20 protein-coding genes are annotated in these 21659 nt (G+C 70.0%); 10 read left to right on the top strand and 10 right to left on the bottom strand.

Annotated elements, in window-relative coordinates:
• Positions 1-31: 31 nt before the first annotated feature.
• Positions 32-382 carry a hypothetical protein gene (locus PG2T_RS06315; RefSeq protein WP_068803542.1) on the bottom strand — a complete coding sequence of 117 codons (351 nt, stop codon included), beginning with the start codon at positions 380-382 and terminating at the stop codon, positions 32-34.
• A gap of 175 nt (positions 383-557) precedes the next feature.
• On the opposite strand from PG2T_RS06315, the gene PG2T_RS06310 reads away from it, so the two are divergent.
• Positions 558-1349, top strand: a complete 792-nt coding sequence (locus PG2T_RS06310) for a 2-keto-4-pentenoate hydratase (RefSeq protein ID WP_068803540.1) — start codon at positions 558-560, stop codon at positions 1347-1349.
• Between the two features lie 31 nt (positions 1350-1380).
• Here PG2T_RS06310 and PG2T_RS06305 read toward each other — a convergent pair whose 3' ends face one another.
• Positions 1381-2469, bottom strand: a complete 1089-nt coding sequence (locus PG2T_RS06305; protein ID WP_083214806.1) for a GGDEF domain-containing protein — start codon at positions 2467-2469, stop codon at positions 1381-1383.
• Positions 2470-2541: 72 nt separating this feature from the next.
• Here PG2T_RS06305 and PG2T_RS06300 point away from each other — a divergent pair, with 72 nt between their 5' ends.
• The 7 genes from PG2T_RS06300 (at position 2542) to PG2T_RS06275 (ending at position 10474) form a co-directional block, all read left to right on the top strand.
• Positions 2542-2802: a hypothetical protein gene (locus tag PG2T_RS06300; protein ID WP_068803536.1), complete on the top strand. Its 261-nt coding sequence runs from the start codon at positions 2542-2544 to the stop codon at positions 2800-2802.
• Entirely contained in the window at positions 2799-4535 is a 1737-nt protein-coding gene (locus PG2T_RS06295) for an autotransporter assembly complex protein TamA (protein WP_068803534.1), read from the top strand. The genes PG2T_RS06300 and PG2T_RS06295 overlap by 4 nt, the downstream gene beginning before the upstream one ends.
• On the top strand, positions 4532-6115 hold the full coding sequence (locus PG2T_RS16635) for a translocation/assembly module TamB domain-containing protein (RefSeq protein WP_145931023.1): 1584 nt from the start codon (positions 4532-4534) through the stop codon (positions 6113-6115). The genes PG2T_RS06295 and PG2T_RS16635 overlap by 4 nt, the downstream gene beginning before the upstream one ends.
• A gap of 359 nt (positions 6116-6474) precedes the next feature.
• Complete coding sequence (locus PG2T_RS06290; RefSeq protein ID WP_236953329.1) at positions 6475-8229, top strand: translocation/assembly module TamB domain-containing protein; 1755 nt, start codon at positions 6475-6477, stop codon at positions 8227-8229.
• A 104-nt stretch (positions 8230-8333) separates the two neighbouring features.
• The gene (locus PG2T_RS06285) at positions 8334-8753 is read left to right on the top strand and encodes a VOC family protein (RefSeq protein WP_068803531.1); all 420 of its coding nucleotides are present in this window, start codon (positions 8334-8336) and stop codon (positions 8751-8753) included.
• 205 nt (positions 8754-8958) lie between these two features.
• Positions 8959-10077 carry an alanine racemase gene (gene alr / locus PG2T_RS06280; protein ID WP_068803530.1) on the top strand — a complete coding sequence of 373 codons (1119 nt, stop codon included), beginning with the start codon at positions 8959-8961 and terminating at the stop codon, positions 10075-10077.
• Positions 10078-10081: 4 nt separating this feature from the next.
• Positions 10082-10474 (top strand): RidA family protein, encoded by a 393-nt coding sequence (locus PG2T_RS06275; protein ID WP_068803529.1) that lies wholly within the window; start codon positions 10082-10084, stop codon positions 10472-10474.
• A gap of 184 nt (positions 10475-10658) precedes the next feature.
• On the opposite strand, the gene PG2T_RS06270 is transcribed toward PG2T_RS06275, so the two are convergent.
• The 8 genes from PG2T_RS06270 to PG2T_RS06235 all read right to left on the bottom strand — a co-directional run bounded on the left by PG2T_RS06270 (position 10659) and on the right by PG2T_RS06235 (position 20781).
• Positions 10659-11810 carry an inositol-3-phosphate synthase gene (locus PG2T_RS06270; protein WP_068803528.1) on the bottom strand — a complete coding sequence of 384 codons (1152 nt, stop codon included), beginning with the start codon at positions 11808-11810 and terminating at the stop codon, positions 10659-10661.
• A gap of 144 nt (positions 11811-11954) precedes the next feature.
• Positions 11955-13187, bottom strand: a complete 1233-nt coding sequence (locus PG2T_RS06265) for an O-antigen ligase family protein (protein WP_068803527.1) — start codon at positions 13185-13187, stop codon at positions 11955-11957.
• Entirely contained in the window at positions 13184-14302 is a 1119-nt protein-coding gene (locus PG2T_RS06260; protein ID WP_068803526.1) for a glycosyltransferase family 4 protein, read from the bottom strand. Before PG2T_RS06260 ends, PG2T_RS06265 begins: the two co-directional genes overlap by 4 nt.
• Positions 14302-15726 carry a mannose-1-phosphate guanylyltransferase/mannose-6-phosphate isomerase gene (locus PG2T_RS06255; protein WP_068803525.1) on the bottom strand — a complete coding sequence of 475 codons (1425 nt, stop codon included), beginning with the start codon at positions 15724-15726 and terminating at the stop codon, positions 14302-14304. The genes PG2T_RS06260 and PG2T_RS06255 overlap by 1 nt, the downstream gene beginning before the upstream one ends.
• A 148-nt stretch (positions 15727-15874) precedes the next feature.
• On the bottom strand, positions 15875-17743 hold the full coding sequence (locus tag PG2T_RS06250) for a polysaccharide biosynthesis protein (RefSeq protein ID WP_083214804.1): 1869 nt from the start codon (positions 17741-17743) through the stop codon (positions 15875-15877).
• A 400-nt stretch (positions 17744-18143) separates the two neighbouring features.
• Entirely contained in the window at positions 18144-19184 is a 1041-nt protein-coding gene (locus tag PG2T_RS06245) for an MraY family glycosyltransferase (protein WP_068803523.1), read from the bottom strand.
• 1 nt (position 19185) lies between these two features.
• A complete protein-coding gene (locus PG2T_RS06240; RefSeq protein ID WP_068803522.1) occupies positions 19186-20187 on the bottom strand; it encodes a UDP-glucose 4-epimerase family protein in 1002 nt (333 codons plus the stop codon).
• Positions 20188-20196: 9 nt separating this feature from the next.
• The gene (locus tag PG2T_RS06235) at positions 20197-20781 is read right to left on the bottom strand and encodes a Uma2 family endonuclease (RefSeq protein ID WP_068803521.1); all 585 of its coding nucleotides are present in this window, start codon (positions 20779-20781) and stop codon (positions 20197-20199) included.
• Between the two features lie 275 nt (positions 20782-21056).
• Here PG2T_RS06235 and PG2T_RS06230 point away from each other — a divergent pair, with 275 nt between their 5' ends.
• Both PG2T_RS06230 and PG2T_RS06225 read left to right on the top strand, forming a co-directional pair.
• Complete coding sequence (locus PG2T_RS06230; protein ID WP_068803520.1) at positions 21057-21287, top strand: addiction module protein; 231 nt, start codon at positions 21057-21059, stop codon at positions 21285-21287.
• A complete protein-coding gene (locus tag PG2T_RS06225) occupies positions 21284-21580 on the top strand; it encodes a type II toxin-antitoxin system RelE/ParE family toxin (protein WP_068803518.1) in 297 nt (98 codons plus the stop codon). The genes PG2T_RS06230 and PG2T_RS06225 overlap by 4 nt, the downstream gene beginning before the upstream one ends.
• Positions 21581-21659: the final 79 nt, after the last annotated feature.

Raw genomic sequence — 21659 nt, 5'->3', positions numbered from 1 at the left:
GGCAGCGGCGACACGCGAAGTCGTCAGGAAGTCAGATCAGAGTCGGGGGTCGCCAGACGGCGGAGGGATGGCAGGCAGCCACCAGCAAGCGCGCGGACAGCGGCTGCAGCGCGGGCCGCGGGCCCTGCACGGCGGCAGCGAAGGCCACCACCGCCATGCCGGGCCCACCGCAATGGCAGCCCTGCCCGGTCTCGCACGCGGTGCCGGTCCCGCCGGCCAGGTCGCCATGTTCACAGCAGGCATCCACGCTGGCGGTATCGGTGGCCGGCGCCATCGCCTGCGACATCGGGCATGGCGCCGGAACGTCGAGCATCTGCGCGCCACCCCGCAAGGGCAGCGCGGCGCACAGCAGACACAGCAGGAAGCGTTGCAGGTGGCGCATGACGCACCCTGTATGCCGCAAGTGCCGGCGCGTGTCCAGCGCCGCGGCACCTGCGCGCCCCGCGCCGACCAGGCGCGGTCAGGCGTCCGTGATCCCGAATTGCCAAGCTCGCGATGCGCCGGCGGGTGGCGTTTATCCTGTTCCCTGCCAGCAAACCGAACCCCGGGGGAATGTCATGACGCTTGCCAGCGACACGGTTGCCACGCTCGCCGCCCGTTTACAGCAGGCTGCCACCCGGACCCAGGCTGCAGCGCCGCTCAGCGACGCTTACCCGGGCCTGACCGAGGCCGATGCCTACGCCATCCAGGCCGAGCTGCTGCGCCTGCAGGGCGGCCCGCGCGCCGGCTACAAACTCGGTTTCACCAGCGCCGCCATGCGCCAGCAGATGGGCGTGGATCATCCCAACAGCGGCGTGCTGCTGGCGGACATGCGCCTGCCCGAACCGCGGCTGGCGGCAGGGGCGCTGATCCAGCCGCGCGTGGAGCCGGAAATCGCCATCCTGCTCGGACGGGATCTGCACGGCGCGCAGCTCACGCCGGAACAGGTGGCGGCCGCGACCGCCGCCGTGCTGCCGGCCATCGAGGTCGTCGACAGCCGCTACCGCGACTACCGGTTCAAATCGGTCGACAACATCGCCGATAACAGTTCGGCCGCGCGTTACCTGCTGGGCGCGCCACGGGCGCTTTCTGACGTGGGCGACCTGCGGCTGGTCGGGGTGCTGCTGAGCATCGACGGGGTTGTCATGGATCAGGGCCTGGGCGCCAGTACGCTGGGCTCGCCGCTGGCCGCGGTGGCCTGGCTGGCCCGGCATTTATCGACCTGGGGCGAGGGTTTGCGGGCCGGCGAGATCGTCCTGACCGGCGGCCTGACGCGCGCCTACGCCCTGCTTCCCGGGCAGACCGCCTGCGCCGAGTTTGGCGCCGGACTCGGCAGTGTGCTGCTGCACCACTGTTCGCGGCCGGCCTGAACACGCGCCGGAACCAGCCGTTGCCGGATGGTCATTCCGCGGCCCGCAGCCGGTCGCGCCCGTCGCGTTTGGCCTGATACAGCGCCCGGTCGGCGCGGTGTGCCAGCGCCTCGCCATCGTCATCCGGCCCCAGCAGGGCGTAGCCGCACGAGCAGGTGAGCACGCCGTCCCCCAGCATCGGCAGGCGCAGGCCGCGCAGCCGCTCGAACAGCGCCTCGACCAGGCGCACCACCTGCGCGGCGTCGGCCACGAACAGCAGCACCGCGAACTCCTCCCCGCCGCAGCGGGCGACGAAATCATCGGCGCGCAGGAACGAGCGACTGAGCAGGTCCGCGAACGCCGTCAGCGCCGCGTCCCCGGCCGGATGGCCATAACGGTCATTGACCGCCTTGAAGTGATCCAGGTCCAACACCACCAGCGCCAGCGTCTGCCCACTGGCCTGACTGAGCTCGACGTAGCGGCGCAGGGCGGCGTCGAAGGCGCCGCGATTGTAGAGCCGGGTCAGCGGGTCGATCTGCATCCGCTGGCGGGCATCGTCGAGCGCCTGACGCAAGTCGGCCACCGTGCTTCCCAGTTCACGCGCGCGGCCTTCCGACTCGGCCCTGGCCTGTTCGGCGGCCTGCAGGCGCTCGCGCAGGTCGCCGATCTGGTGCTCCAGCGTGGCCCGCTGGCTGGCCAGCGCCTCGCGCAACTGGCCCGCCAGGCACGCAAATTCGGCCCGCAGCCGGTCCACGTCGCTGCTGGCCAGCAGCGCCTGAACACGCTGCAGGCCGGCTTCGAGCGTCCCCTCCAGCTCGCCCGAGGCGGCACTGGCATCGCGCAAGGCACCCAGCAGATCCTGTGCCAGAGCGCTGTATTCACGTTCGCGATGACGCACCCGCACCTGCTCGGCGACCCGATGTTCACGGAAGAAAAGCTGCGCCTGACCCCACTGCCGGTGCGATGCCGGCGCCGGCGTCAGGCCGGGCGGCGGGCTGCCGGTCAGCAGATGCAGTGCCCAAGCCTCGTAGTCGCCGTAGAGCGCGGCGGACGACGATTCCGCCAGCAGGGGGTAATGCGGCATGGTGCGAAACACCGCTGCGAGGGTTTCCAGCGCCGCTTCGGGCAAGGCTGTCTGCATCGTGATTCGGGCCTGGACCGGTGATACGGTGTATTCGGCTGGTCAGCGGCTTTGCTTGAGAAGAAATCCCCCATGACACCCGATTCCCTGGGCCACGGCGCCATCCGAACCTGGCGCCTGGAAGAAGCCCGCCGCTTCCATGTCGAGGCGCCGGGTCTGGAGCTCGGCCCCAAGGCGCTGACAGACAACCCGCTGCTGAATCGCGCCGCCGCGAGCCGGCCGGGTGCGTCAGCGGCAGCCTTGCCGCATACCGATTTGACCGAGCGCCCGCCCCTGATGGCGGTCGACGCCACGGCAGGGCCGCCTGAACGGAGCGGCATATCCACTTCATGAGGCGTGCCGTGGGCCGGCTGGCCCTGTGTCTATTGCTCTTTCTCCTGCTGCCGGGCGCGCACGCCGCCACCGTGCAGGTGGCGCTCGATGGCCTGCCGCCGACACTGACCGAAAGCGTGCTGGCCACGCTGGACATCGGCGCCGAGGCACGGCGCGAACGGGTGTCGCCGGCGCGCATTCGCCGCGCCCACACCGCCGCCCCGCAGCAGATTCGCACTGCCCTGGAGGCCAGCGGCTATTACCGGGCGACGGTCGAATCCAGCCTGCGCGAGGGCAAGGACGGCTGGCAGGCGCACTACCGGGTCGAGCGTGGCGAGCCGCTGCGGGTGACCACCCTGGATTTGACCGTCACCGGCCCGGCCGGCAGCAATGCCGCGCTGCAGGCGGCCTTGCCGGCGTTTCCGCTGCAGGTCGGCAACCGCCTGCGTCACGCCCGTTACGAGGACGGCAAGCGGACGCTGCTGGAAACCCTGCACGAGCACGGCTATCTGGACGCGGCGTTCACCACGCACCAGGTGCAGGTGGATCTGGACGCCTACACGGCGCAGGTGACGCTGACGCTCGACAGCGGTGCCCGCTATCGCTTCGGCGAGGTGTCGCTGCAGGAAACGGTCGTGCGCGAGTCGTTGCTGCGCCGCTACGGCGCCCCGCAGCCGGGGGAGCCATACCGAATGGCACGCCTGCTGGACTACCAGAGCGCGCTCGCCGACAGCGGCTACTTCAGCGGCGTGGAAGTGCAGCCGGGCAGCCGCGATCGCGCCGCGCACAGCGTGCCGGTCGTCGTCAGCCTGACGCCGCGCCCGCGCAGTGCCTATAACGCCGGCGTCGGCTTTGCCACCGACAGCGGGCCGCGCCTGCGGGCCGGCCAACAGCGCCGCTACGTGAACCGGCGCGGCCATGGCCTGGACAGCACGCTGCTGCTGTCGCCGCGCGACAGCGAGCTGAGCACCCACTACCGCATGCCGCTGGCCGATCCGCGCACCGAGCAACTGAGCTTCGGCGCCGTCGCCCGCCGCGAGGACACCACCAGCGCCCGTTCCGACAGCCTGACCCTGCAGACCGCGGTGACGCGCGGCTGGGGCATCGGGCGGCGCAGCGTGGGTCTGGATTACCTGGTCGAGCGTTTCGACACCGGTGGCGACGAGGCCACCACCGCGCTGCTGATTCCCTCGCTCGGCTGGCAGGGCAGCCACAGCGACAACCCGCTGTGGCCGCGCCACGGCTGGCGCCTGGACCTGAGCCTGCGCGGCGCCCTGGCGGGCCTGCTGTCGGACCTTTCCTTCGTGCAGGCGCGGGCGGCCGGCAAGTACGTGCAGGGCATCGGTCGCGATCAGCGCCTGCTGGGGCGGCTGGATCTGGGCTCCACCTGGGTCGACGGCTTCGGCGAGCTGCCGGCCTCGCTGCGTTTTTTCGCCGGCGGCGACCAGAGCGTGCGCGGCTACGACTACGAGAAGCTCGGGCCGCGCGACAGCGGCGGTGACGTGGTTGGCGGCCGGCACCTGCTGGTGGCCAGTGTGGAGTACGAGTGGATGTTCGCCGGCAACTTCGGCGGTGCGCTGTTCTTCGACGCCGGCAACGCCTTCAACGGCACGCGGCTGAATCTGGAGCGTAGCGTCGGCGTGGGTTTTCGCTGGCGCTCGCCGGTCGGCGCCGTGCGCCTGGACCTGGCCAGCGCCATTTCCGAACCCGGTTCGCCGCTGCGCCTGCACATTACCGTGGGGCCGGACCTGTGAGGCGCCGGGCCGGGCTGCTGCGTGGCTTGCTGCTGGCCGTGTTGCTGGTCGGCCTGGCCGGCCATGTCGCGCTCGGCAGCGACGGCGCGGCGCGGGCCTTGCTGCGGGGTGCCGTGGCGCTGGCCGGGGATCGACTCAGCATTGGCGCGGTGCATGGCAACCTGCGCCAGGGACTGCAGCTGCAGCAGGTCGAACTGCGTCTGGACGGCGTGCGGGCGCAGGCGGCGGCCATCGACTGGCGGCCCGGCGACGGCAGGCTGTGGCGCCGCCATGTGGCGCTTGGCCGCATCACGCTCGATGAGCTGCGCGTGGTACTGGAAGGTGACGGCGGGCCAGCGACCGAGCCGCCGCAGCTGCCGTCGCTGGCTGTGCCGGCCCGCGTCACGCTGCAGGCGCTGGATGTGCGGGGCCTGATGCTGACGCCGGCCGACGGCGCCCCGCTGCGGCTGGAAAGCCTGAGTCTGGCCGGCAGTCTGGACGGCAGCCGCCTGCAGCTCGGTCAGGTATCGGTGCGCGCGGAGCACGGATCGGTGGACGCCGCGCTGCGTCTGGATTTTGCGGGTGCCGGCGCTCTGGACGGGCTTGTGCAGGGCACGCTGCGTCAGCCGGACGGTCCGCCGCTGCAACTGGCCGGCAGCATCGGTGGCAGCCTTGCGCATGGCGTGCAGCTGGCGCTGCGCAGCCGCGCGCCGGCTGCCGCGCGGCTGGTGGCCAGTGTGGACACGCCGCTGGCCGGCGGCCCCTGGCAGGCGCATCTGTGGATGGAGCGCGGGCCGCTGGCAGCCTGGCGGGCCGGACTGCCGCCCTGGCTGCTGGCCCTGGATGGCCGTGCCCGCGGCCGCGGCGCCGACCTCACGCTCACCCTCGGCTACCGCTTGGAGCAGACGCCGGCCGGCGTGGTGCAGGGCCGGCTGGTGGCGCAGGGTGACGGTGTGGCGTGGGACGTGACTGCGGATGCGCAGGCCGGGTCGGCGCGCATGGACCTTGCCGGCCGGCTGGATCTGGACGCGGCCATCGCTCAGGGACAGCTCGACTGGCAGGCCCTGCAATGGCCGCTGGGTGCCCAGGCGCCGCAGCTGACCTCACCGAGCGGCAGCGCCCGGTTCAGCGGCCGACTCGACGACTGGGCACTGACGCTGCAGGCCGCCTTGGCGGCACAGGGCCAGACCGGTGAGCTCACGGCGCAGGCGCGCGGCGACACCGGGCAGGTACGGCTGGAAAGCTTTGCCGCGCAGCTGCTGGGGGCAGTCTCGAAGGCCAGGGCGAACTGCGCTGGGTGCCGGAACTGCATTACGCCGTCACAGCCCGGGCCCGCGGCTTCGATCCCGGCCTGCTGTGGCCGCAGTGGCCGGGGCGGGTGGATGTCGACATCACCGCCGGCGGGGATGCTGCAGCGCTCGAGCTGCAAATCGCCAGTCTCGGCGGCAGCTTGCGCGGCCAGCCGCTCGGCGGCCAGGGCGCGCTGGCCTGGCAGCCGCAGGCACTGCGCTTGTCCGACGTCGATCTGCGCCTGGGGCGAGCCAGCCTGCGCGCGTCCGGCACCGTGCTGGGAGCCGGCCCGCCGCTGGTCGGTACGCTGAACGTGCCGGCCGCCAGCGAGCTGCTGCCCGGCGCGCGCGGCCGGCTCGACGCGCAGCTAAACATCAGCGGGCCCGGTTGGGCGCAGGCCAGCGTGCAGCTGCAGGCCGCCGATCTGGCCTACGGCGATCAGGCCGCCGACACGCTGCGCGCGCAGTTGGACCTCGACCGTCCGCGGGATCGCCTGTCGCTGCAGATCGACGCGGCCGGGGTGCGGCTGGGCGAGCGGCGCCTGGCGCTGCAGCTTGCCGCCGACGGCGGCGCGGCCGATCACGCCGTGCACCTGAGCCTTGCGCATGACGGTCAACGGCTCACGCTGGATGGCCGTGGTGGCTTGCTGGACGACGGCTGGCGCGGGCGCATGAGCGATGGCACGGTGGACGGCCTGCCGCCACAGGCGTGGACGCTGGCCGGGCCACTGGAACTGGAGCTGCGCCGGACGCAGCAGTCGGTCAGCCGTCACTGCTGGCAGGCCGGGGCAGCGCGGCTGTGCGCGGACGGCGGGCACGCCGCCGGCGTGGTCGACTTGGCCGCGCAGGTCGAGGCCCTGCCGCTGGCGCCGCTGGTCGCCCTGGCCGATGCCGACGTGGCCGTGGACGGACAAATCGACGGGCGGCTGCGCCTGCACCGTGACGCCGGGCCGCTGCTGGGGGAAGTGCACCTCAGCGTGCCGGCCGGCGAGCTGCGCCTGCCGACGCCCGATGGCGGCCGGCGTCGCTTCGCCCACGGCGGCGCGCGTGTGGACGGACGGCTGGAAGCCAGCGGCGGGGAGGTGTCCGTGCAGCTGGCGCCGGCGTCCCCGGGCGAGGTGGACCTGCTCTCCGCCACCTTGCGCCTGCCGCCGCTGCCGGCGGCTGCCCAGGCGCCGCTGCGCGGCACAGTGGCGGCGCAGCTGCCGGACATCGGCCTGTTCGAGGCGTGGCTGCCTCAGCTGGCGGGGCTGGCCGGGCGCATCGAGGCCAGCTTGCAGGTCGAAGGCACGCTCGGCGCGCCGCGGCTGACGGGCGAGGCCAAGCTGCTGGACGGCCGCGCCGCCGTGCCGGAACTCGGCATCGAGCTGCATGAAGCGCAGGCGCGCCTGATTGCCGCCGCCGGCGACACGCTGCGTCTGACCGGCAGCCTGCGTTCCGGCGAGGGCACCTTGCGTCTGCAGGGGGAGGGCAGCCGCTTGCCCGGCGGTGTGCGCGCGCAACTGGCGCTGCAGGGCGAGCAGGTGCAGGTGTTCGACACTGCGCAGCTGCAGGCAAAGGTCGATCCGGACATCGACATCGCGTTCGCCGATGGGCGGCTGACGGTGGGCGGTGAAGTCAAGGTGCCACAGGCGCGCATCCACGCCCAGGACCGGCCGGCGGCGGTGCAGGCATCGCCGGATGTGGTGGTGCAGGGGCGCGAGGCCGCCGACAGGCCGCCGCTGGGGGCGCGGGCCGACGTGCGCGTTGTGCTGGGTGACGACGTGCGGGTGGATGCCTATGGATTTCAGGGTCGGCTGGGCGGCGCCGTGCGCCTGCGGCAACGGCAGGACGGAACCGCGGCGGTGAATGGCCAAGTGAAGGTGGCCGAAGGCCAGTACACCTTCTATGGCCAGCGCCTGCCGGTGACGCAAGGCGAGCTGCGTTACGCCGGCGGTCCGCCGGACAACCCGGCGCTGCGCATCACCGCCGCGCGCCAGGTGGGCACGGTCAACGCCGGCGTGCGCATCACCGGCACCGCCAGGGCACCGACCACGCAGCTGTACTCGACCCCGGCCATGCCGCAGTCGGACATCCTGTCCTATCTGGTGCTGGGCCGCCCGATGCAGCAGGCCAAGAGCAGCGAGAGCGATCTGCTGATGCAGGCCGCCGCCTCGGTCGGCATGCGCGGCGGCGGCACGCTGGTCAAGCGCCTGGGTCAGACGCTGGGTTTCGACGAGGCCCAGCTGGGCGGCGACGGCAATGGCGGCGCCAACCTGGCCCTGGGCCGCTATCTGACGCCGCGCCTGTTCGTGGGCTACGGTCTGACGCTGGCCGAGCAGACCAATGCCGTCACCCTGCGCTACACGCTGACCCAGCGCTGGCTGCTGGAGGTGGTGTCCGGCCTCACGCAGACGGCGGATCTGCTTTACCAGCTGGAGCGATGATGTCGTGCGCTTGAGTCTGGGCGCGTCTGCGGGGTGATTCAGGCATGGGCCGGTGATACGGTGTATCCGGCTGGACAGCGTCATTACTTGAGGAGAAATCCACCATGGCACTCGAATCCCTTGACCACTGCGCCATCCGCACCTCGCGCCTGGAAGAAACCCGCCGCTTCTACGTCGAGGCACTGGGTCTGGAGGTCGGCCCCAGGCCGCCGCTGGCCCTGCCCGGCTACTGGCTGTATGCCGGCGGGCGGCCGATCGTGCACCTGATGGAGATCGGCGAGCACTACGGCGCCGACGTGTTCGACAACCCCATGCACGAGCAGCGCGGCCCGGAAGGCCCGGGCGTCGATCACCTTGCGTTTCGGGTCAGCGGCTTGCCGGCGCTGCGCGAGCGCCTGAACAGCCTCGGCATCCCGTACCGCGAACTGTCGATGCGTGCCGCGGACCTGCACCAAGTGTTCGCGGTCGATCCGAACGGCGTGATCGCGGAGCTGAATTTTCAGGCCAGCGCAGAAGGGGTTTGACGCGGCTCGGCCGGCGCGGCGTGCCCGGGCGGATGCAGCCGGGTGCGTATAATTTCGTTCGCGTACTCGCCCCGGCCGGACCCTGAAAACAGGCGGCCGGGCAAGGCCCACGGGCCGATCCGATCCGCTCCGCCGCCTGTCCGCACGGTTCTTGCCCGGACGGGGGGGGCGGGACGGCACCTCCAGCGTTCGAGCCACTGTGCGCATGAACTCCAGCCTGCCCGCCGAGCCATGCCTGCGAGCCGCCGCGCTCGACGTCGATGTGACGGCCATCGCTGCCAATTACCGCTGGTTCGCGCAGCGCGCCGGATCTGCCGCCTGCGCCGCCTGCGTCAAGGCCGATGCCTATGGCCTGGGCCTGACGGCGGTGGCGCGCACGCTGTGGCAGGCCGGCTGCCGCGAATTTTTCGTGGCCAGTGTGGGCGAGGGCGCGGCGCTGCGCGTGCTGCTGCCGGACGCGCTGATCTACGTCCTGAACGGCTACCTGCCGGCGGAATTGCCGGCCCTGCGCGCTGCCCGCCTGCTGCCGGTACTGAACGACCCCACGCAGGTGGCGGCCTTCGAGGCGGATTTTCCGGCCGGCACGCCGGCGGCGCTGCAGATCGACAGTGGCATGACGCGCCTGGGCCTCGATGCCGGCGACTTGCCGGCACTTGGCCCGCGCTGGCGACAGCCGGGCGCGATCGCGCTGCTGCTGTCGCACCTGGCCTGCGCTGAACAGCCAGGCCATCCGCTCAATCGCCAGCAACTGGAGCGCTTCACCGCCGCCTGGCAGGCGCTCGGCCGGCCGCGGGCGAGTCTGGCCAACTCGTCCGGCGTGCTGCTCGGTTCGGACTGGCACTTCGACCTGGTGCGGCCGGGTGCCGGCCTGTATGGACTGAACCCGCAGCCGGAGCAGCCCAATCCGCTGCGCCCGGTGGTACGCCTGCGCGCGCCGGTGCTGCAGGTGCGCGAGGTGCGCGAGGACACCAGCGTCGGTTACGGCGCCAGCTACCGCATGCGGGCGCCGGGCCGCATCGCAACGGTCGCCTGTGGCTATGCGGACGGCTACCCGCGCGCCGCCAGCAGCCGCAGTCTGGCTCTGGTGGGCGGCCGGCGGGTGCCGCTGATCGGCCGCCTGTCGATGGACCTGCTGATGCTGGACGTCAGTGCCTTGCCGCCCGGCACGCCGCGTCCCGGCGATGAGGTGGAACTGCTGGGCACGGACTACGACGTCGATGCGCTGGCCGCGGCCGCCGGCACCATCGGCTACGAGCTGCTGACCCATCTGGGCCGGTTGTGTCGGCGGCGCTATCATCCGGCCGAGCCCAATCCGCCGGAGTGAGGCCATGCAACTGAGCCGTTATGCCGTCGGCAGCATTGGCGAGCAGGCCTTCGGTTTTTGCCAGGCGGTGCGCCGCGGCCCGCACGTGGCGGTGTCCGGCAGTACCGGACGCGACATCGACGGCCACATCGTGCCGGGCGGCGCCTACGCCCAGGCCCGCCAGGCGATCGAGAACCTGCAAACGGCGCTGGCGGCGGTCGGCGGCAGCCTGGCGGACGTGATCCGCACGCGCGTGTTCATTGTCGACATCACGGAATGGGAAGCGGTTGCCCGCGCCCACTGCGAGGCCTTTGCCGAGCACCCGCCGGCCAGCAGCCTGATCGGCGTCAACGCCTTGTTCGAGCCGGACATCCTGGTCGAGATCGAGGCCGACGCGATCATCGCGGACGGGCCATAAGTATGGGCACCCCGTGGGAGGCCCGTCCCCGGGCCGAATGTTTGGTTGGAAGATTCGCGGCGAGGGCGCCGCTCCCACGAGACATCGACCGTTGGAGGCCCGCTCGGACCGAATGCCATCACTTCCCATGTGGCATCGCCCGTGGGAGGCCCGCCCTCGGGCCGAACGATGCCCGGCCTGGCCGTCAGGTGCCGCCGGCCGCCGCCCGCTGTGCCGCCACCTCGGCCAGTTTTTCCTTCCAGGTGCCGTCGATGAAAGCCTCGGTCAGGCGGTAGGCGTCGTCGTCGGTGTACTGCACCGGCGGGTGCTTGCAGAAGAACGCCGATGGCGGATAAAGCACGCCACCCTCGCCGCGATCCAGCGCCAGCTTGCAGCAGCGGATCATGTCGATGGCCACGCCGGCCGAGTTGGGCGAGTCCTCCACCGACAGGCGCAATTCCAGGTTGAACGGCACATCGCCGAACATGCGTCCCTCGAGGCGCAGGAAGCAGACCTTGTTGTCGTTCTGCCAGGCCACGTAGTCGGACGGGCCGACGTGGATGTTCTCGTCGTCGAAGCGAATGGCCGCCACCGACTGCACGGCCTCGGTCTTGGAGCGCTTTTTCGACTTCAGGCGCGCCAGGTTCAGCATGTTCAGAAAATCGGTGTTGCCGCCGGTGTTCAGCTGATAGGTGCGATCGATGGTCACGCCGCGCTTGCGGCACAGGTCGGTCAGCGCCCGGTGGGTGATGGTGGCGCCAAACTGGGCCTTGATGTCATCGCCGATGATCGGCAGGCCGGCGGCCTCGAAGCGTTTGGCCCAGGCCGGGTCGCTGGCGATGAACACCGGCATGTTGTTCACGAAGCCGCAGCCGGCCTGCAGCGCGCACTCGGCGTAAAAGCGCGTGGCCTCCTCGGAGCCCACCGGCAGGTAGTTGAGCACCATGTCGGCGCGCGCCTCGCGCAGCACGCGTACCACCTCGGCCTGGTCCGGCTGCGGCGCGTCGGCCACCAGGAAGGTGCGCGCGTCGGGGTAGTCGGCCATGTGCTCGGAGTAGCCGTCCAGCACGCGTCCCATGCGCACCACGGTGCCGCTTGGCGGCACCTCGGCGCAGAACACGGTGGTGCAGTTGGGTGGCGCGAAGATCGCCTCGGCCACGTCGCGGCCCAGCTTGCGCCGGTCGATGTCGAAGGCGGCCACGACCTCGATGTCGCCCGGCGCATAACCGCCGATGTCCCAGTGCATGAGACCAATCACGTCCTGCGGATCGCGCCCGCGGTAGTAGTGGATGCCCTGTACCAGGGAGCTGGCGCAGTTGCCCACGCCGATGATCGCGATCCTTATTTTTTCCCGCATCTGGGCCTCGTCATGAAGATGTCTTGTGCTCGTGGAAACCTGACCGCCCAGGGGCAGCATTGCCTCGCATTGCCTCGCATTGCCCGGCGTGCGGACTGTGACCTGCAGACGCCCGGTTCGGTTCCGGTGCCTGCGGCCAGCCAACTATTCTGGGCGATAGCCTGCCGCCGGCCAAGCGGTCAACGAACGCCGGTCGCGGCCGGCCGTCTGGCGGGCCATCAGCACGCCGACCGGCAGCCAGAAATAAAACCAGATACCCCGCGGCGCGTGCAGCAAACGGTCGCCGTCGGTCAGCATGCACAGCAGCCCGACCAGCAGCACAAGCAACCAGGCCGGCTCGCCGCACCGCGCCGCACCGGTGCCCTGGCGCAGCGCGGCAGCGAGCAATGCAGCCAGCAGGCCCAGCGCCGGCAGCCCGCCGTATAGCGCAGTGGCAAGGTACACGCTGTGCGGGTGATTCATGGTCAGCGGTGGCGCGCCGGCATCCCGGGCTGCAATCTGCGTCGTATCGTCGGTAAGGACACCTTCGCCCAACCAGGGTCTGTGGGCCACCCGCGCGGCAAATTGCTGCCAGATGGCCAGCCGGTAGGAGTCGCCCCTTTCCAGCGCCGGCCGGCCGTGGCCACCCTCGACCAGCAACAGGCCCAGGGCCAGCGCGCCTGCGGCCGCCAGGAGCCCGAGCAGCCGCCACTGCCCGCGCAGCGCAAATCCCAGTGCGGTACACGCCACGGCAGCCGCCAGCGGCATGCGACTGCCGGTCAGCACGATGCCAGTCGCCAGCACCAGGGCCGCCAGTAGCCAGCCTGCCTGCCACCAACGCCCGCGCGCCGCCGGCAGAATGTGAAACAGCACCAGCATCAGACAGCCGGCAAGCAGCGTCGCCCCTTCGTTGGCGTTGTAGACGGCGGCCTGAAACTCCAGGCGCGCCGGCCACGCTACGGCCCGATAGTAGAGCGCCACCGACAGCAGCGTGCCGACCACGGCGGCCACCGCGACGCCGCGCAGCAGCCGTTCCCACGCCGCGCGCCTTCGCACGCAAACGCATGCCAGCACGGCCAGATACACGGCCAGGTACGGCAGGGCCTTGGCCTCGTGCAGCCAGTCATCGAATGTAAAGCCGGCCGACCACAGCCCACTCAGGGTCAGATACGTCAACAGCAGCATGGCCAATCGCCACGTGTAGCTGCCGGCCAGCCAGCGCCAGTCGGCAACGCGCAGCAAAAACAACGCCGGCGCCAGCACCAGCGCGTAGTAGACCGTGTTCAACGCCTTGCCGGACGGCAGCAGAAAAAAGCCTGCCAGGAACATGCCGAGTGTCACGGCGAGCTGCTCCGGTCCGCGCGCGCGCCAGCCGGTCCAGCGGCCGGCGACGCTCACCTGGCCGCTCCGGCCGCCTCACGCGCAAATGCCTGCAAGCGCCTCGCAAACTGTGTCGGCGAGAACTGCGCCTGCCAGCGCGCGCGCAGCGCAGCCCCCATCGCCTCACGCAGTGCGGGGTCGTCGTACAGCCGACGCAGCGCGGCCGTCAGCGCCGCCGGTTCATCGGGCGGCACCAGCAAGGCCTCGTCGCCCAGCAACTCGGGCACGCCGCCGACCGCGGATGCAATCACCGGGCGCTCAGCCACCATGGCCTCGGCGATCGCCAGTCCGAAGCCTTCCTCCCGGGAGGGAAACACACACACCTCGAAGGCACCGAGCAGGCTGCGTACATCCTCCCGCCAACCGCAGAAGGCGACCTGTTCTTCAATGCCCAGGTCGTGGCTGAGTGCACGCAATGCCGCTTCCTCGCGTCCCGTTCCGACCAGGGCCAGGCCCAGCCGGGGAATTTCATGTGCCAGTGGCGCGAAGGCGCGCAGCAGCAGGTCGTAGCCCTTGACCGACACCAGCCGGCCGATGGCCCCGAACCAGAAGCGATCCGGTGCCAGCCGGAGCACCGCGCAGGCCTGGCCGCGCGTCAGCAAGGCGTGATCGACCACGGTGTTGGGCAAGGCTTTCAGGCGCGCCGTCGGAAAACTCGGAAAACGCGCCGCAAGATCGGCCACCACCGCATCCGAGACGCCGATCAGCGTCAGCGGCGCCTTGCGCGCCCGCTCGATCACGCGTCGGCGATGGCCGTCGAACTGCCCCATCTCGTGCACCACACCGAATACGTGCCGCGCCACGCGCAAGCGGTACAAGGCCAGTCCGAGCGTGAGCGCCTTGAAGCGATGTGCCACCACCAGATCGAAACGCTGCCCCCGGCACGACCGCCACAGTCGCCACAGGGCCGGCAGGCGCAGGCCTTCCAGGGCGTTGCGGGACAGGTTCAGAAACTGCACCCGTTCGCCCATGTGCTGCGCCAGCGCGGCGTCCGGTTTGCCGCGCAGGAACACGACCGTGCTCTGGAACGGCGGCTGGTCCAGCGCCTCCCGATACAGCGCGAACAGCTCGGTCAGATAACGGGTATCCGGGCACAGGTGCAGCACCCGCAGCGATTGCTCGACCGCCGGCATCAGGCGCCGCTGCGTCCGTAGTGATCCTCGAAGCGGACGATGTCATCCTCGCCCAGGTAGCTGCCGGATTGCACCTCGATGATCTCCAGGTCGATGCGGCCCGGATTCTCCAACCGGTGGGCAGTGCCCAGCGGGATGTACGTGGACTGATCCTCGGTCAGCAAGCGCACATCGTCACCGCAGGTCACGCGCGCGGTGCCCTTGACCACCACCCAGTGCTCGGCGCGGTGGTGGTGCATCTGCAGCGACAGGCTGGCGCCGGGTTTGACGATGATGCGCTTGACCTGAAAACGCTCGGTCTGCACCAGGCCCTCGTACGAACCCCAGGGCCGAAACACCTGCCGGTGCACCAGCGGCTCGTCGCGCCGCTCGGCCTTGAGCCGCTCGACCAGGCGCTTGACGTCCTGGGCACGGGCGCGGTCGGCCACCAGCACCGCGTCGGCCGTCTCGACGATGATGTGATTGCTCACCCCCAGCGCCGCCACCAGCCGGCCTTCACTGCGGATCAGGCTGCCCGACACGTCCTCGATCATCACGTCGCCGGAAATGACATTGCCGTGCGCGTCTGCCGGTTGCACGTCTAGCAACGCGTCCCAGGAACCGACGTCGCTCCAGCCGGCATCCAGCGGCACCACCATGGCGCGGTCGGTGCGTTCCATGACCGCATAGTCGATGGAGTCGCTCGGCGTGGCCAGGAACGGCTCGCGCTGCACGCGCACGAAATCCATATCCACCCGCGCGTTCTCGCTGGCTGCACTACAGGCCGCCAGGATGGCCGGCGCGAGGCGTTCCAGCTCGGCCAGATAGGCGTCGGCGCCGAACAGGAACATGCCGCCGTTCCACAGGTACTCGCCGCTGGCCACATAGGCCGCGGCGCGCTCGGCATCCGGCTTTTCGACAAAGGCCAATACCGGCTGCGCCGACAGCCCGCCGCCCGGCACGGCGCCGGTGCGGATATAACCAAAACCGGTCTCCGGCCGCGTCGGCAACACGCCGAAGGTCACCAGCCCACCCTCGCGCGCTGCCGCCACGCCGGCGCTCACCGCGCGCTGCAAGGCCGCGGCATCGGCAATCACATGATCCGACGGCAACACCAGCAGCAGCGCGTCGTCGTCGCCGCGCGCCTTTACCCGCAGCGCCGCCAGTGCGACTGCCGGCGCGGTATTGCGCCCGGCCGGCTCCAGCAGAATCTCGCCGCCCGCCACGCCCACCGCGCGCAACTGCTCGGCCACCAGGAAGCGATGCTCCTCGTTGCACACCACCAGCGGCGGCGCCAGGTCCGGCAGTCCCTGCAAGCGCAGCACGGTCTGCTGCAGCAGGCTGCGCTCGCCGGTGAGCGGCAGGAACTGCTTCGGGTACAGCTCGCGCGACAGCGGCCACAGGCGGGTGCCGGCGCCGCCGGACAGGATGACGGGGATGATCATGGAGACTGATTTCCGGGTTTCAGTTGCACACAGGACGACATCGTAAAGCCCACGCCTGATCAACCTGACAGGCTTTGGTCAATCCGGGGATGTGATCGCTCACACCTCCGGCCTGAAGCCATTGTCGCCCAGGCTCCATGCACTGACATTACGACGCCGGAGACACCCCGCGCCAGGCCGGCGGAGTCGGATCCGCCGCTGTCCGTGCCGAACCGTTCGCCAGCGCCAAGGCCCAGTCGCGCGCGCCAGCCGCGTCGCCGGCCTGCACCCTGGCCTTCAGGTCGAGCAGCAGACGCGCCACCTGCTCGCCGTCCAGGGTCGGCTCGGAAACGCGCCACAGTTTCGGGTGCGGCGTGCCGCTCACCCCCGCCCGCGGCGAGTGCAGATCCTCGAACAGCTTCTCGCCAGGCCGCAGGCCGGTATACACGATGGGGATTTCCGCCTCGTTGCGCCCGGCCAGACGCAGCATGAGCCGCGCCAGGTCGACGATCTTCACCGGATCGCCCATGTCGAGCAGAAAAATCTCGCCGCCTTCGCCCATCAGGCCCGCCTGCAGCACCAACTGCGCGGCCTCCGGAATGGACATGAAGTAACGCGTCACCTCCGGGTGGGTCACCGTGATCGGGCCACCGGACTCGATCTGCGCCCGAAAGCGCGGCACCACGCTGCCGGACGACCCCAGCACATTGCCGAAGCGCACCGCCACGAAGCGCGTGCCGCCCGGTCGCTGCAGCGACTGCCCGACCAATTCCGCCAGACGCTTGGACGCCCCCATCACGGAAGTCGGCTCGACCGCCTTGTCGGTCGATACCAGCACGAATTTCTCCACTCCCGCCGCCACCGCGGCGCGGCCGAAGGTCCAGGTGCCCAGCACGTTGTTCCTGAGCGCTTCGAGCGGGTTTTCCTCCATCAGCGGCACGTGCTTGTAGGCAGCGGCGTGGAACACCAGCGCCGGACGATGTTGCTGCAACACCCGCTCCATCAGCACGCCGTCCTTGACGTCGCCGATCACCCAGGCCAACTCGATGCCGACATAGCGCGCCTCGAATTCCTGGCGCAGTTGGTACAGCGCGTACTCGGACTGTTCCAGCAACACCAGACGCCGCGGCCGAAAGCGCGCGATCTGCCGCGCCAGTTCAGAGCCGATGGATCCACCGGCGCCGGTCACCAGCACGCAGCGCGGACCCAGCCAGGCGGCCAGCCCGGAATCGTCCAGTTGCACCGGATCGCGGCCCAGCAAGTCGTCGAGTTCGAGCGCGCGCAGCGCGCCCACCGCCACCCGGCCGTGCATCAGATCGTCCAGTCCCGGTACCGTCTGCACGGCAAGCCCGGCATTGACACACGCCTCGCCGAGCCGGCGGCGCACGGCATGCGGCGCCGCTGGTAGGGCCAGGATCACGTTGCGCACGCCCAACTTGTCGGCCCACGCGACCAGCTCGTCCAGTGCGCCCAACACCGGCACGCCCTGCAAGTGCCTTCCTTGCAGGCTCGGATTGTCGTCAAGCAGACCGACCACATGCCAGGATGCGCCGACGCGACGCAATTCGCGCAGCAACATGTCGGCGGCAGTGCCGGCGCCTGCGACCAGCACGGGCACTGCGTCACCGCCTGACAGGGACAGCCGGTGCTCTTTCCATAACCGGTACAAAAGCCGGCTGCCGCTCATCAGCGTGACAAGCAGCAAGGGGTCTAGCACCAGCACCGAGCGCGGCACCAGCGCTCCAATTCGGCCAAGGATCAGAATCGCCGGCACCAGCACCGCTGCCAGTCCGACCGCCCGCAGGATGCGTTTCAGATCCGGCAGACTCGCGAACCGCCACAGCCCCCGATACAAACCGAAGCGCCAGAAAATCAGCACCTGCAGCGGCACCACCCAGGACAGAGTGGACAGCGCGTCATCGACGTAGGCGGTGGGTAACGTCAGGTTGAAGCGGATCGCATACGCCCCCAGCCACGCAAGCACCGCCACTAGCGCGTCATGCAACAGCACCAGCACGGTATTTCTGCTGAGTTTCATCCGTTACCTGCATCCCTGGCTGAGCAAAAATTTCATTCGAACATTCAACCGGTTCTACAGGTGGTTCCCCGATTGGATTTCGCGGTGGCCGCTCCACGGAAAAGCCTTGTGGAGCCCGGCTGTGCCGGGCGATGAACGGCCTGCGCGGCGGCCAACGATGGGTTGTCGTTGAACCGATAGGTCGCGATGACAAGGCCATCGCGCAGCGAAGCTGCGCTACTACAGCGCGATGATCGCCCGGCACAGCCGGGCTCCTTGAAAATTCCGGTGGGAGGCCCGCCCTCGGGCCGAATCATCAGGCCGCAGCGGTCGCGCATTGGATTCGCGGCGGGGGCGCCGCTACAGTTTTTCGATGGCTCATTCCGTAGCCCCCCAATTTTGGCCGCGCGTCCCGGCGCAGCTAGCAGTCCGAACCCCGGGATTCCGGCTGTCCCGCCCGAAACTTGATCGCCAGCGCCAGCAATGGCGCATAGGCCACCAACAACCCGACCCCACCCTCCACGCCGCCGCTGGCCACGCCAAGCGCAATCGGCAGCAGCCAGCCCAGGTTGATTGCCGCCACCGTCAGGGTAACCGGCAAATGCCGCCCGAATCGACGGGCGGCATGCTGGTAAGCATGGCTGCGATGCGCCTGATGCACCTTGTCCCCGCGCAGCAGCCGGCGCAGCAGCGTAAACGTGGCATCCACCACGAACACCCCGAGCAGGATCACCCAGCTCCACAGCAACTGCGGCGCGGCCCAGGCCGCCTGCAGCGACAAAATACCGAGCGTGATGCCCAGAAAGCCACTGCCGGCATCGCCCATGAATATCCGCGCCGGCGGAAAGTTCCAGGCCAGAAAACCCGCCACCGCACAGGCCAGCAACAGCGCCAGCCAGACGTCGACGGCCGGGCCGCCGGCCATTCCCGGCAGCGCATACAGCGCCGCAGCGCCCAGGCACACGCAGATGGCCTCGACACCGGCGAGGCCGTCGATGCCGTCCATGAAGTTGTAGAGGTTCAGCAGCCACACCAGATACACCACCGCCAGCCCATGCCCAGCCCAGCCCAGATCCAGCGTATGGCCAAGCACCATCACCGGCGGCAAGCCGCCCAACCAGAACAGCGCCCATCCGGCGGCGGCGAAATGCCCGAGCAAGCGCCAACGGGCCGCGACATGCCCGTGATCGTCCAGAAAGCCGAGCAGGGCGACCCCCATTCCCGCGCCCAGCAAGGCCCAGACCAGATGCCAACTCGCAAGACCGGCCACCGCCAGCCACGGCAGCGCCAGCAGAAAACTCGCCACGATCGCCACCCCACCACCCCGCGGCGTCGGCACGCTGTGCGAGCTGCGCGCATTGGGAATGTCCATGAGGCTGCGCGCCAGCGCATAACGACGCAAGCCGTCGGTCAGGACCAACGACAGACCGGCCACGACCGGCAACAGCAGCCAGTGCGCCATGTCAGCGCTGCGCCAAAAAATGCCGGGCCGTCTCGCGCAGCGCCTCATCGACCGTCACCGGCGGGGTCCAGCCGAGCAGGCGGCGGGTCTTTTCGATATCCACCTGCAACGACCCACACAGCCGCTGCGCGACCGCGCCCTTGCCGAGCAGGCGCGCCGCGCCGTCGAGCCAGGCCGCCGGCACCGGCAGCAAACGTGCCGGCCTGCCAAGGGCGGTCCCCATGCGGCGCAGCAGTTCGGTGGTGGACAGGTCCTCGCCATCGCTGACCAGGAACACCTGGCTAGCAGCGGCCGGGTGATTCATGCAGGTCACGATCAGATCCACCAGGTTGTCGAGCGCGACCAGGCTGCGCCGATTGTCGATCGCACCCAGCGGCAGCGGGACGCCCTTGCTCAGCCAGGCCATCATGCTGCGAAAGTTGGCCTTCACTCCAGGCCCGTAAACCAGCACCGGCCGAATGATCACAATCTGCATGCCCGTCTCGGCCGCCACGGCAAGCAAGCTGCGCTCGGCCTCCAGCTTCGAGATACCGTAGGCGTCGGCTGGTTCGGGCACGTCATCGGCCGCAAAGGGCCGGCCCGGTGCGGTGCCCTCACCATTGACCTTGATCGAGCTGACGAAGATGAAACGCCGCACGCCCGCGGCGACCGCCTGACGCGCCAGCGCCAGCGTGCCGTCCACATTCACCCGGCGGAACTCGGCCAGCGGATCGGCCGCCTGCTCGTGCATCACATGCACGCGCGCGGCCAGATGCACCACGCAGTCCACGCCTGCCAGGGGACCGCGCCAGTCCGTGTGCGGCCCGATGTCGCCGACCGCGACCATCTGCCCCCCGGTCGGCGGACGACCACTTGCCGACTGCGGCGGGGGGCGGCGCACCGCCGCCAGCGTCGGCACACCCTCGGCCAGCAAGCGCTCGACCAGCGCCCGGCCGATGAAGCCCGCGGCGCCCGTGACCAGAACAGTACCGTGGACCGGCGACCCGGCAGCGAACGACGACACGGTCCGGCCTCAGGCGGCCGTGATGGCGGCGACAGGCTCCCAGTCGATCTCGACCTGGGGCAGCGCGCCGACCGCCTGGCGGCCGGTCAGTTCGCGCACCTCGGGCACGCCGAAGCGGCCCGCGTCCAGGCGGTAAACGGTCACGATCCGGTCCACCGGATGCACCAGCCAGTACTCGCGCACGCCGGCGCGTTCGTAGACCGCGCGCTTGACGATGTGATCGTGCCCGGCGGTGGCCGGTGAGAGCACTTCCACCACCCAGTCCGGGGCGCCGCGGCAGCCGCGCTCGTCCAGCTTGCCAGGGTCGCAGACCACCGACAGGTCCGGCTGCACCACGGTGTCGACCGCGTCGTCTGCCTCGTCGGCGCGCGGCAGGCGCACGTCGAAGGGCGCGATGAAGGCCCGGCATGGCTGGCCTGCCAGCGCATTGGCCACCTGGCGCGCAAGCTCGAGCAATACCTCCTGATGCCGGCGCGACGCCGCCGGCGCCATGGCGTAAGCGATACCGTCGATCAGTTCGTAACGGGTCGCCTCCGGCCAGCGGCGGTACTCGCCATAGGTATGACGTTCCTCGTCCCGTTTGGGCAATCCCATCCGGCGATCCTCCAAAAGACCCGTTCGGATTATGAGGTAGCCAGCCCAGCGAGCGCGCGCCCCCTGCGGGAGCAGCATCCCTGGAGCGGCGCCCCCGCCGTGATCAACGCCCCGCCAGGGCCAAGCCGGCTGCCACGCCCACCCATCGGCCCGGGGGCGGTCCTCCTACAGGCACACCCACCGTAAGCGGCGCCCCCGCCGCGATCAACGACTTCTAGCCGCGCTGACGGCGGCATAGACTACGACCGGTGGCGAGACTGTCGGAGAACGAACCCGTGTCCATTTCTCTTGCCGAGATCGAACAGCAGGCGCGCAAGCTGCCTGCGCCGGACCGTGCACGCCTGGCAGAGACCATGCTGCAGTCGCTGCAAGACTCGCCTGCGTCAGAGATCGAGGCGGCTTGGCAGCGGGAGATCCGCGACCGTGTCGCCGCCTATGATCGCGGAGAAAGCGGAACCTACCCGGCGGAAGACGTGTTTGCGGAAGCCAAGCACATCGTCAAGTGAATCGCGCCCGCTTCATTGCAGACGCACGCCGGGAATTTCTTGCTGAAGTCGGCTACTACGAACAGGCCGCAGCCGGCTCCGGCGCCCGATTCGCCGCAGCCGTGCAGGAAGCGGCGGCCCGCGCACTGGCTTTTCCGCTTGCCGGTTCGCCCGCGGAGGCCGGCACGCGCCGGGTCATCGTCAAGGGCTTTCCCTTTTCCCTTTTCTATCGGCCGGATCAGGACGGGATCATCATCTTTGCCGTCGCACACCAAGCTCGACAACCTGGATACTGGCGCTCCCGTACGCGTTAGAGCCGTTGGGCTGACGCAGGAAGCCCAACGACTCACCGCTCGCCGCAGCCAGCCCCAGCCGGCTAAACTGAAAACTTTG

This window comes from Immundisolibacter cernigliae (assembly GCF_001697225.1).
Lineage (GTDB): Bacteria > Pseudomonadota > Gammaproteobacteria > Immundisolibacterales > Immundisolibacteraceae > Immundisolibacter > Immundisolibacter cernigliae.
This window is presented reverse-complemented; position numbering and strand designations above follow the sequence as displayed.

Excerpts from the sequence above, each read along its gene's own strand:
- PG2T_RS06245 (WP_068803523.1), bottom strand. The coding sequence starts at position 19,184 with ATGGCGCACTGGCTGCTGTTGCCGGTCGTGGCCGGTCTGTCGTTGGTC.
- PG2T_RS06315 (WP_068803542.1), bottom strand. The coding sequence starts at position 382 with ATGCGCCACCTGCAACGCTTCCTGCTGTGTCTGCTGTGCGCCGCGCTG.
- PG2T_RS06275 (WP_068803529.1), top strand. The coding sequence starts at position 10,082 with ATGCAACTGAGCCGTTATGCCGTCGGCAGCATTGGCGAGCAGGCCTTC.
- PG2T_RS06305 (WP_083214806.1), bottom strand. The coding sequence starts at position 2,469 with ATGCAGACAGCCTTGCCCGAAGCGGCGCTGGAAACCCTCGCAGCGGTG.
- PG2T_RS06285 (WP_068803531.1), top strand. The coding sequence starts at position 8,334 with ATGGCACTCGAATCCCTTGACCACTGCGCCATCCGCACCTCGCGCCTG.
- PG2T_RS06250 (WP_083214804.1), bottom strand. The coding sequence starts at position 17,743 with ATGAAACTCAGCAGAAATACCGTGCTGGTGCTGTTGCATGACGCGCTA.
- PG2T_RS06235 (WP_068803521.1), bottom strand. The coding sequence starts at position 20,781 with ATGGGATTGCCCAAACGGGACGAGGAACGTCATACCTATGGCGAGTAC.
- PG2T_RS06270 (WP_068803528.1), bottom strand. The coding sequence starts at position 11,810 with ATGCGGGAAAAAATAAGGATCGCGATCATCGGCGTGGGCAACTGCGCC.
- PG2T_RS06290 (WP_236953329.1), top strand. The coding sequence starts at position 6,475 with ATGAGCGATGGCACGGTGGACGGCCTGCCGCCACAGGCGTGGACGCTG.
- PG2T_RS06255 (WP_068803525.1), bottom strand. The coding sequence starts at position 15,726 with ATGATCATCCCCGTCATCCTGTCCGGCGGCGCCGGCACCCGCCTGTGG.
- PG2T_RS06295 (WP_068803534.1), top strand. The coding sequence starts at position 2,799 with ATGAGGCGTGCCGTGGGCCGGCTGGCCCTGTGTCTATTGCTCTTTCTC.
- PG2T_RS06300 (WP_068803536.1), top strand. The coding sequence starts at position 2,542 with ATGACACCCGATTCCCTGGGCCACGGCGCCATCCGAACCTGGCGCCTG.
- alr (WP_068803530.1), top strand. The coding sequence starts at position 8,959 with ATGAACTCCAGCCTGCCCGCCGAGCCATGCCTGCGAGCCGCCGCGCTC.
- PG2T_RS06260 (WP_068803526.1), bottom strand. The coding sequence starts at position 14,302 with ATGCCGGCGGTCGAGCAATCGCTGCGGGTGCTGCACCTGTGCCCGGAT.
- PG2T_RS06310 (WP_068803540.1), top strand. The coding sequence starts at position 558 with ATGACGCTTGCCAGCGACACGGTTGCCACGCTCGCCGCCCGTTTACAG.